The sequence below is a fragment of the Hyphomonas sp. UBA4505 genome (genome assembly GCF_002388685.1).
GTDB lineage: Bacteria > Pseudomonadota > Alphaproteobacteria > Caulobacterales > Hyphomonadaceae > Hyphomonas.
In genome coordinates this window covers 66480-76838 of sequence record NZ_DGMZ01000008.1, presented here as the reverse complement: position 1 = coordinate 76838, position 10359 = coordinate 66480, and the positions used below count along the sequence as shown (strand labels likewise).

The 10359-nt window shown below is 57.4% G+C and carries 10 protein-coding genes; 4 read left to right on the top strand and 6 right to left on the bottom strand.

Annotated features, from left to right (window positions below; genetic code table 11):
• Window positions 1-27 precede the first annotated feature (27 nt).
• The 3 genes from B3527_RS05175 to B3527_RS05165 are packed head-to-tail and all read right to left on the bottom strand — an operon-like array spanning window position 28 to window position 3114.
• Window positions 28-831, bottom strand: coding sequence for a copper resistance protein B (locus tag B3527_RS05175; RefSeq protein ID WP_034813580.1), 804 nt, complete (start codon window positions 829-831; stop codon window positions 28-30).
• Window positions 828-2669: a copper resistance system multicopper oxidase gene (locus B3527_RS05170; protein WP_034827486.1), complete on the bottom strand. Its 1842-nt coding sequence runs from the start codon at window positions 2667-2669 to the stop codon at window positions 828-830. Before B3527_RS05170 ends, B3527_RS05175 begins: the two co-directional genes overlap by 4 nt.
• A gap of 58 nt (window positions 2670-2727) precedes the next feature.
• Window positions 2728-3114 carry a hypothetical protein gene (locus B3527_RS05165; RefSeq protein WP_034813575.1) on the bottom strand — a complete coding sequence of 129 codons (387 nt, stop codon included), beginning with the start codon at window positions 3112-3114 and terminating at the stop codon, window positions 2728-2730.
• Between the two features lie 617 nt (window positions 3115-3731).
• Here B3527_RS05165 and B3527_RS05160 point away from each other — a divergent pair.
• Together B3527_RS05160 and B3527_RS05155 are read left to right on the top strand one after the other, a co-directional pair.
• A complete protein-coding gene (locus tag B3527_RS05160; protein WP_084394437.1) occupies window positions 3732-4325 on the top strand; it encodes a hypothetical protein in 594 nt (197 codons plus the stop codon).
• On the top strand, window positions 4322-5263 hold the full coding sequence (locus B3527_RS05155; RefSeq protein ID WP_290478749.1) for a nucleotidyl transferase AbiEii/AbiGii toxin family protein: 942 nt from the start codon (window positions 4322-4324) through the stop codon (window positions 5261-5263). Before B3527_RS05160 ends, B3527_RS05155 begins: the two co-directional genes overlap by 4 nt.
• Window positions 5264-5410: 147 nt before the next feature.
• On the opposite strand, the gene B3527_RS05150 is transcribed toward B3527_RS05155, so the two are convergent.
• The 3 genes from B3527_RS05150 to B3527_RS05140 all read right to left on the bottom strand — a co-directional run bounded on the left by B3527_RS05150 (window position 5411) and on the right by B3527_RS05140 (window position 8772).
• On the bottom strand, window positions 5411-5845 hold the full coding sequence (locus B3527_RS05150) for a hotdog fold thioesterase (protein WP_290478748.1): 435 nt from the start codon (window positions 5843-5845) through the stop codon (window positions 5411-5413).
• Between the two features lie 78 nt (window positions 5846-5923).
• Window positions 5924-8311 carry a transketolase gene (locus tag B3527_RS05145; protein WP_290478747.1) on the bottom strand — a complete coding sequence of 796 codons (2388 nt, stop codon included), beginning with the start codon at window positions 8309-8311 and terminating at the stop codon, window positions 5924-5926.
• A 161-nt stretch (window positions 8312-8472) separates the two neighbouring features.
• Window positions 8473-8772 (bottom strand): hypothetical protein, encoded by a 300-nt coding sequence (locus B3527_RS05140; RefSeq protein ID WP_034811487.1) that lies wholly within the window; start codon window positions 8770-8772, stop codon window positions 8473-8475.
• A gap of 164 nt (window positions 8773-8936) precedes the next feature.
• Here B3527_RS05140 and B3527_RS05135 point away from each other — a divergent pair, with 164 nt between their 5' ends.
• Together B3527_RS05135 and B3527_RS05130 are read left to right on the top strand one after the other, a co-directional pair.
• Window positions 8937-9287 carry a helix-turn-helix transcriptional regulator gene (locus tag B3527_RS05135; RefSeq protein WP_051607513.1) on the top strand — a complete coding sequence of 117 codons (351 nt, stop codon included), beginning with the start codon at window positions 8937-8939 and terminating at the stop codon, window positions 9285-9287.
• Window positions 9288-9293: 6 nt separating this feature from the next.
• Window positions 9294-10154, top strand: coding sequence for a hypothetical protein (locus B3527_RS05130; protein WP_290478746.1), 861 nt, complete (start codon window positions 9294-9296; stop codon window positions 10152-10154).
• Window positions 10155-10359 lie beyond the last annotated feature (205 nt).

Here is a 10359-nt window from a genome sequence, read left to right as displayed (position 1 = left end):
CAAATTACCTGACGACGGACAGTTCTCCTAATACCAGGTCCGCAGGCCCACGAGAAAGACGATATCGTCGCCTTCACCGCCTGCGGCTTTGATCATGTCGCGTGTCTCACCGAAGGCGCTTTGCCATTCGACGCCGACATAAGGCGCAAACTCCCTCCTGATTTCATAACGAAGCCGCAAGCCGGCATCGAGTGTGCTAAGTCCCGCGCCCGTTTCCCTTTCCGGTATGTCCTGCGCGGAAAGATTTGCTTCGATCCGAGGCTGCAAGATCAACCGCTGGGTCAGGAGCAACTCATATTCAGCCTCGATGCGGGCCGTTACATCGCCTTTTTCACTGAGAAAGGCGGAAGCGTCGACTTCGAACCAGTAGGGCGCCAGACCATTCAGTGCGACGACCCCATGCGCGAGACTATCCGGTTCGATGTCGTAGCGAACGCCCGCCTGAACATTCCAGAAAGGCGCAACCGCGCGGGAATAGAGCGCCTGGATCTCGGCATCATCCACGCCCTCTCCATTCAGAGAGGCGCGGCCCTCGCTCTTGAACCAGAGCTTGTTGATATCGCCCCCATACCAAGCCTGTCCGTTCCAGTACAAACTGTCGCCCTCGTCAGACATCTGAGCCTCGAGCTGGTTGAAGAGGATGTAGAAGCTCTTCTGGTCTCCGCCTTCCGCAAGAACGTCCCGGCGAGCGTCCGCCATTGCATCCTCGCCGTAGATGGCGTCGGCCTGATCCCAGGGCGGGGTTTGATTTGTGTCTTCCGCGAACGCGCTGCCGGTCGCGTAGAGCGCGAAGCCGAGGAGGAGAGGGGCTGCCAAATTCGGTTTCATCATGATTTTCCCTCCCCATGGTTCATGCCGTGATGGTCCATGGGCATATTCATCTGACCTGCCGGCATTTTTTCAGCTGGTGTCGTATCGTCTGCTGGCGGAATGACGCTGACGACCTGCATCATGCCAGCGTGCATGTGGTAAAGCAGATGGCAGTGGAACGCCCAGTCACCGACATGTTCTGCGGTGATGTCGACGCTGACCCTGTCTGCAGGCTTGACCGTTACTGTGTGCTTGCGCGGCATGTGATGACCACCGCCATTCACGAGATCGAAAAACATGCCGTGCAAATGGATCGGGTGTGGCATCATTGTATCGTTTACGAGCGTCAGGCGAACACGTTCACCCTCGTAGAACTTGATTGACTCGGTTACCTCGGAGAATTTTACACCGTCGAACGACCACATGTAGCGTTCCATGTTCGACGTCAGATGAATGACAATTTCGCGGCCAGGCGGGCGATGGTCCTCATTCATGTCGAGCGCGCGAAGCTGGTTGTAGGTGAGCGTGCGGTGGGGGACATCATCAAGCCCGAGACCGGGTTCGCCCAAGCGGCTCATCGTCATGCCTGATACTTTTGCGACACCGGGGCCGCGCTCTATATCTGCTTCAATCTTGACGGGCTGGACCGCCGGACCATGAGGATCGGGCATCATCGACATGGCACCCATGTCGTGGCCTTTCATGTCGTCCCCGGCCGTCGCGGTGTCCGGACCATGATCCATTCTCCCCATGCCTGACATGCCCGCCATGTCTCCATGGGCCATTCCCATGTCCCGCATGGTCAGCATCGGCACAGCTCGAAGCGCAGGCGCATCGACCCGCATACCGGCACGCGGGCCGAGCGTGGCGACGGCCTGGCCGGAGCGGTCGATCGATTCGGCAACAAAGGCGTAGGCGCGCGCTTCGGTCGGCGCGATGATGACATCATACGTCTCGGCCACGCCCATCTGGAACTCGTCGGTCTCAACCGGCTGGACATTCAGACCGTCGGCCTGGACCACCGTCATCGGCAAGCCCGGGAGGCGGACATTGAAGAGGGTCATGGCGGAGGCGTTGATAATGCGCAGGCGAACCCGCTCGCCCGGCTGGAAGACCATATTGAAATTATCGGCCGTCGAATGGCCATTGATCAGGTAGGTGTAGGTTTCGCCGGTCACGTCTGCGAGATCGCGCGGGCTCATTCGCATCTGCCCCCACATGCCGCCAAGTCCGGTTGGGTTCGACAGGGTCGGGCGGTTGAAATTCAGGCTCTCGGCATTCTTCTTGAGCTTGTCGAAGATCCGGTGCGGATGCGTGAAACTCCAGTCGCTGAGGACGAGCACATATTCCCGGTCATAAGCCACTGGGTCTGTACCTGCCGGATCTATGACGATCGGACCGTAATGGCCGAGTTGTTCCTGCAGACCAGAATGGGAGTGATACCAGTAAGTGCCATTTTGCGGCACCTTGAACTGATATTTGAACGTTTCGCCCGGTTTGATGCCCGGGAAGCTGACGCCCGGCACGCCGTCCATATGGAAGGGGACAAGCAGTCCGTGCCAATGGATCGAAGTGTCTTCGGCAAGCCGGTTGGTGACGTTCATTGTAACGTCATCGCCCTCGCGCAACCGCAAGAGCGGACCGGGAAGTGTGCCATTGATTCCGGTTGCCATACCGACTTTGCCGTTGAGCCTGACCGGGAACTGCCCGATTTCGAGGTCGAAGCGCGTGCCCGAAAGTGAGGGCACACCAAGGTTTCCGTTGCTGGAAGATTTTGCCCAAGCGGGCAGGAGGCTGCTTGCCCCCAAGGTTGCGCCGGTGCCGAGCACCGTCTGCAACATACGTCGTCTGTTCAACATAATCGTCTCCATGAGGTGAATTTATGCAATCGGGCTGCTAATGCAGCGACGCACGAAATCAGCTCAGGGAACGCACCTTCAATGTGACTGGCGTTTGTTGCAGCAGGTAACTTCGGACCTCAGGCCAGGGCGTGCGGACATTGACGACGCGCTTCCATGCGTGTTGCCATGAGGGTGTAGCAAGCCCGATGGGCGTCGTATCGCCTAATACGTGCTGGACCGGGTTCGCCGTCTTGTCGGCTTGGGCGACCGTTGCTGTCTGAAGCTTGCAGTGATCAGTCTCATCATCGCAGGGCGCCTCAGGCCCATCGGCGGGCGCCTGGTGAGAATGAGCGGTGAACTCGGTTGCCATGCTATTCGTCGCCGACATATCGACGGGACACGCGCAGAGCACCTGCGACAGGCTGAAAAATACCGTCACGAGAGTTGCGACAACAAAGTTCATGACTACCACTTATACCCCATAGGGGTTTAAATCAAGAAAGAACCTCTGAGCACTCAAGGTTTGTCGTAACGGAGCAGGATCAACCCAGACCCGCGGGTCAGTCCCGAGCGAAAAGTTGCATGGCTACGCTCCAGCGCGAATTTGAACGGCCAGCAAATCATGTTAGCGATGTGAATGTCGTTGATAGGCAGCGTCGAACTTTGACAACACGAAAGGGCTGCACCACAGTTTGCACTACAAATTGCAAACAATCTGCACAACAAGCGAAGTTTTGAGTGCCATAGTGCGTTGAATTAATTTAATTTCAAGCACGATTACTGGGCGCGTCACTCGCGGTTCGGAATCCATTGTCGGCTCTTGGCGAAAGGGCAACCTGGTTTCGCTGCGTACGAGCTTCAATTCATAAATAAATTGGACCCCAGACCCTTTTGTTTAGTACGGATTGTGCCATTCCGGTGATTAAGAGACCTGCTTCCTCATTCTATAAAACATCGTAAAATCAATATCTTGCACCTGTGTCGAGAGTATTTATTGTCTTTGTTGTGCATGACTTTTTAATAAGAAATGTTGCATAATATGGAGCATGACCCCTATATTGTGGGTGATGGAGACAGAACATGACCGCGCTTGCAAAACTAAAAAGGAAATTGCGCCCCGGACAGGTGTACCGGCGCAAGGAGCTTGCGACCTGGTCAAACGCTGTCGATCGACATGTTGGACAGCTGCTTGACGAAGGACGCCTCGAAAAGGTTGGGGCAGGGCTCTATATGGCTCCGAAGAAAACTCGGTTCGGGCAGGCACCCGCCAAGCCGGAGAAGCTGGTTGAGTCATTCCTGGGGGATGACCGGTTTCTTATGGTTTCGCCAAACGCCTATAACAGCCTCGAATTGGGAACGACGCAGCTCTACAATGAGCCGGTAGTTTATAATCGCAAACGGCACGGCCATTTCGAGCTGGATGGCCGACGCTATGACTTCCGCATGCGGACCTCTGTTCCTTCAAACCTCAGCGAAGAATTCCTCCTGGTGGATCTGTTGCACAACCTCGATCGGCTTCCCGAGGAAAAGGCAGCAGTGCTTCCCAAGGCACTTAGGCGTGCGCGACGTATGGACCGCGCGCGACTGTCACGTGCGGTGAAGGATTTCGGATCGGCGCGGGCTGCAAGGCTCCTCAAGCCTGTATTGAACCCTGATCAGGCAACCGCCGCGTGACCCTCCTGCACGCACTGCCTGATTTTGCCGACCTCATCGCTGTTGCTGCGCGAAACAACACTATCGATCCGGGCCTCATCGAAAAAGACTACTGGTTGATGCACTGCCTCTGGGGACTGCAGCAGCTTGACTATAAGTTTGAGCTGAAAGGCGGAACTTCGCTGTCAAAGGGATACGGCCTCATCGACCGTTTTTCGGAAGACATCGACATCCTGATCCACCCAGAGACCGACCTCCAGTATGGCCCAAACCACAACAAGCCTGCGCAGGTAAATGCGCGTCTCGAATTCTTCAACGGTCTGGCCGAAGCCATCAAAATTCCTGGCATTATCGAAGTGGTCCGCGACGAAGAGTTCGACGACACACGCCACTATCGCGGCGCAGGCATTCGATTGAAGTATGAGTCGGTGAATCCACTGCCAGAAGGGCTGAAGGCAGGCATCCTGCTCGAAGTCGGGTTCGACCAGGTGGCGCCGAACCGGCCATGTACGATTTCGTCCTGGGCTTACGAACTTGCAGTCGAGAGTGGGATTGCAGACCTGACCGACACCCGCGCGGTCGATGTGCCTTGCTATGAGCCGGGCTATACTTTTGTCGAAAAGCTCCAGACCATCTCAACGAAATTCCGAAAGCAGCAGGCGGACGGCGACATGCCTGTCAATTTCATGCGCCACTATTATGACGTGTACTGCCTGCTCGCTGACGCCTCAGTGAAAGAGTTCATCGGAACAGACGCGTACAAGGACCACAAGGCCAAAAGGTTCCGCAAGGCAGATGAACCGGACCTCACCAGGAACGAAGCCTTTCTGTTGAGCGACGCAGAAACGCGAAAGGCGTACGCGGACGCTTATGCGAAGTCACGAGCGCTTTACTACAGGGAGCCTGCACTCTTTGACGATATTCTGGCACGCATCAGCCGGCGCCTGCCGGAACTTTGAATGATCGTTGCTCGCAGGGAAACCTCTAACCCTCTGAAATAAAAGGAATTACTAGCTTACTCTTTTGTTGGGTGCGCCCTCCCGCACCCAAACTGGCCCTCGATGTCCTCACGGATATCGGGGGCTTTTTCTATTGGGCCCGGAGTTTCAAGCCTGTCTCGCTGGGATCACCGCGACCGTGAAACGGGAGATACAAACCAGGCGGTCAGTCTCATCAGTGATGCGGATGGACCATATCTGCGTTGTCCGGCCGAGCGCTTCCGGCGTGGCGGTTCCGTACACATACCCTTCTTTCACAGGCCTCACATGATTGGCATTGATCTCGAGGCCGACACCGATCTGCTCGTTGGAATCCAGAGTCAGGTTAGCTGCGATGGATCCAACGGTTTCGGCCAGAGCCACAGATGCTCCCCCATGCAGCCGACCGTGTGGTTGGAGCGTGCGTGCGTCGACGGGCATGCGGGCCGTCAGCGAATTGTCGGTTATGCCCGTGACGGTGATACCCAGATGGTCAACCATCGTCCCTGACTGGTTTGAACTCAGGGTTTCAAGATCGGGTAGACCATTTTTCCAGATCGACATGTCGTCTCCATATGTTGGCACGAAGTCGACCACAGCATGGGAAGGGCGTTGCTCACAAGTCCTCACGCAGGGACAAAGCTAGACATGTTTGGCGAGACGAATCTTGCGGCCAGCCGACAGGTGGTTGGCGGCGGCGACGATGGCGTCGGCGTCGATCATGAAGTGCCTGTAGAGATCATTGATCGTGCCGGTCTGGCCGAAATGTTCGACGCCAAGCGGCGCGGTCCGGTGGCCCATGACTGAACCGATCCAGGCAAGTGTTGCCGGGTGGCCGTCCGTAACGGTAATCAGCGTCGCGTCGCGCGAGACTGAGCCCATCAAGCGTTCGATCTGGCTGACGGCGTTATCCTGCCCGCGCGCTCTGGCGCGGCGCGCAGCGGTCCATCCGGAGTTCAGGCGATCGGCAGAGGTAATGGCCAGCACGCCGATATCGCGCCGGTCATTGCCGATGCGTCCGGCTGCTTCGATGACTTCGGGCGCGACGCAGCCCTGATAGGCGATCACGACCTCACAATTCGGGCCCGGTTCCCGAAGCCAGTAACCGCCATCGACCACGCCGCGCCTGAAATCCGCATCATCGCGCGCTTTTAGGCCGAGCTGGTCAATGGAGCGTGTGGTCAGGCGCAGATAAACTGAGCCACCGGTTTCATCACGTAGCCAAGTGCGCTCATCCGGGTCACCCTCACCGCTGCGTTGGAGATAGTCGAAGGACCAATCCATGATGATCGAGAGTTCATCGAGGAAGGCTGGTTCAAAAGAAACAAGCCCGTCCTGACTCATGCCGATCAGTTGCGCACCGATAGATTGGTGGGCGCCGCCTTCCGGGGCCAGCGTCACTCCAGAGGGCGTGCCGACAATGATGAACCGGGAGTCCTGATAACAGGCATAATTCATCGCATCGAGGCCGCGCGCCACAAACGGATCATAGACCGTGCCAATGGGAATGATGCGCTCGCCAAACAGGCTGTGTGACAAGCCGGCCGCGCCGAGCATCAGGAAGAGGTTCATCTCGGCGATGCCAAGCTCGATATGCTGGCCCTCGGGAGAGAATTGCCATTTTTGCGTTGAGGGAATGCGCTGTTCCCGGAACGTGTCGCCCTTGGCTTCGCGTGCGAACAGGCTGCGCCGATTGACCCATGGCCCGAGATTGGTTGACGCGGTCACATCCGGGGACGTGGTCAGGATACGGTCAGCCAGTTCGCTGTCGGTCTTGGCGATGGCATCGAGGATCTTTCCGAAGCCGGCCTGTGTGGATTGGTTGCGATCGTCAAGGAAGACCGGGCCGGAGCTTTTCACGATAGGAGCGTCGAACCGCCTGCGGCCTTTCGCGAAGAAGGCGGCGTCATTCATCAGCGCCGTCAGGCCATCAGGATTGTCGATCCCGGCGAGCACGTTCCATTCCTCGCCCTGCGGCACGCCCATGCGCTTCTGGAAATCCGTCATTTGGGACGGGTTCATCAGGCCGGCATGATTGTCCTTGTGCCCCGCCAGCGGCGTGCCGCAGCCCTTGATCGTATAGGCGAGGAAGACGGTGGGCTGGTCGTCTGTGACCCCGTCAAACGCTTCGGTCAGCGTCTGGACGCACTGACCGCCGAGATTGTTCATCAGGGCGGAAAGCTCGTCATCGCTGCGTTTTTCGAGCAAGGTCGTGACGTCGCCCTGATCGCCGATGTCATCCATCAGGCGTTTGCGCCATGCTGCACCGCCTTGATAGGTGAGAGCCGAATAGTCAGCATTCGGACAGGTCTGGATCCATTCCTTCAGGGCCTTGCCGCCCGGTTCCTCGAATGCCGCGCGTTGCAAGACGCCATGGCGCAGAACGACTGTGCGCCATCCAAAGGCCTTGAAGATGGCATCGATTTTCTCCCACAGTCCCTCGTGCACGACACCGTCAAGGCTCTGTCGGTTATAGTCTATGATCCACCAGGTATTGCGCAAATCATGCTTCCAGCCTTCCTGAAGGCATTCATAGACATTGCCTTCGTCCAGCTCGGCATCCCCCACGAGGGCGATCATGCGGCCAAGCTGACGATCACTCGCCCACGGTTTGGCTTCGAGATAATCCTGCATCAGCGAAGCGAAGGCCGTGATCGCGACGCCAAGGCCAACAGAGCCTGTGGAGAAGTCGACATCGTCCACATCCTTGGTGCGGCTCGGATAGGATTGCGCGCCGCCATAGCCGCGAAAATTCTCGAGCTTTTCGCGCGTCTGGTTCCCCATCATGTATTGCATGGCATGGAAGACCGGCGAGGCATGCGGCTTCACCGCAACCCGGTCTTCCGGACGCAGTGTATGGAAATAGAGGGCCGCCATGATCGACACCATCGAGGCGCAAGAGGCCTGGTGGCCGCCGACTTTCACGTCGCCTTCCTCTTTTTCGCGGAGATGGTTGGCATTGTGCACGATCCAGGAGGACAGCCAAAGCAGGCGTTGCTCCATGGATTTCAGCGCCTCGAAGTCGGTCATTGCGAAAAGCCCTGTTCTGGCAGTCTGCGCCGGGCGGACTGCAATTTGAATACAGGTTCGTACCATCAGCCGAGCGGCAGATCATCCCTCTCGATGATAATGACAGGGCATGTCAGTGCGTCTGGCCGCCGAATGTTGAAACAAAACTGCTTCGATCGTGATCAGGCGAAGAGATCACCTGTTTCCACGTCGCGCGCTGGAGCCATATCGTCACCGCGATAGAAACAGGGATGTTTGATGCGGCTGAAATTCCTGTGCCGCTCATAATGGACCCAGCCGCCATTGGGCATGCGCTGGCTGAGGATCGGCGCATCGCAGACGGGGCAGGCGGAATGGCAGGATTTTTCCGGCCCGCCGCTGTCGCTTCGCTCGATCGGCATCCAGGAGGACGCGACCTCCACCATCTGTCCGGAGGGCAGACGGCGCATATGTGCCCGGCGGCGAATCCATTTGATCGACATCTCAAGCTCCCTGCTTCGGCCGATCCCAGAAGGCGCGTGATTCGGTTAAGCGAAAGTGGGCAGACAGCCGTCCCCGCTGTCGCTGTCACAGAACTTTATCACTGCCGACATTAAACCGTACAGAAATCCGCATATCGCTGCGACAGCTGCAAAGGGGCAATGCTGTGACCAGTGATTTTGAATTGGTTTACTCCTTGGAAATCAAGGTATTGGATCTCGAGAAGAAGGTTTTGGAGCTCGAAGAATCAATCGCAGGCCTCACGCAGCAGCTGCATTCGGTTGAAAACGAAGCCACCCTCAATGTTCCTGACGAAATCACCGAGAAAATTCGGGAAGGCGAGAACCCGGTACGGGTTGTCCGCCAGTACCGCCTGATGACCCAAAAGGATCTGAGTGATGTGTGCGGCATTCGCCCGAACCATATTTCGGCCATAGAGCGCGGCATGTCCTATGGCCTCAAAACAGCCAAGCGATTGGCTGATGCGCTTGACGTTCCTGTAGATTTGCTGACTTGAGATCCCATGAAACTGATGACCTCCCTCGCAGCTTCGGCTGCTGCTTTCGTTCTGGCTGGATGTTCCAATGGTGCCGACGACGCGCCACGGCCCGTTTTTCCGGACGCTGAGCCAGCCACACAATTCACCCGCGCCTACTCCATGACCGAAAGTCCGGACGGACAGGTTCGCGTCTTTGCCAAGGAGAATGGCGACGAGACCTGGCTGTACGAGGTGCGCCGCGACGGCAAGGCCTGGGGCGAACCTGTACGCCTTGAATTTCCGTCAAAAAGTATTCTGGTCGGTCCCAGCTTCAACCCCGTGGACGGCACGCTCCTGTTCGCGTCAGATGCCGAAATGCCTCAATGGCCTGGCCGGAAAGATTTGAACATCTGGCAAGTGGAACTGGTGGATGGCGAATGGGGGCAGCCTGAACCCCTGTCGGGCGACGTGAATACGGGCGCGAATGAAACCATGGCGGTTGTCTCGGCAGACGGTCTGATGGTGTACACCTCGAACAAGAGCGGCAGCTATAATCTGGCCGACGCCCGCCGGGATGATGAGGGCAACTGGATCAAGCAGCGTGACCTGGAAGAGGTCAATGATTTCCGCACGAATGATCATCTGGCGCTTACGGCAGATGGACGGACGCTGTTCTTCTACTCGCATCGCGCCCCCAAGATCGGCATTGTCGACATCTGGATTTCGAGCCGACAGGAAGATGGCACTTGGGACGCGCCGAGAAATCCCGGAGAGCCTCTGAATTCTGCAGGTATAGACTATGGGCCCGGCCTTTCCGCGGATGGGAAAACGCTGTTTTTCTCGCGGGAAGGCGATCTGTTCCAGATTCCCGTATCGGTCGTCCTTGCCGGCGATCCTGACGCCTGATCCCTTAATGTTCCGGGCGATGCAGCGTTAACACGGCCGCGTCGGTCTCCTTCTCAGGAGTGCCGCGATCACAGTTGATTATCGAGCCTTTTTCGCGTGCCTGACGTTTCTGGCGGCGCGCTCACAGGCCGTGGACTGCGGGTTCATGAAGGTTAGTGCAGCCGTCATAAAAACTTTGCGGAACTGTGCGGAAACCGTCGCGGGT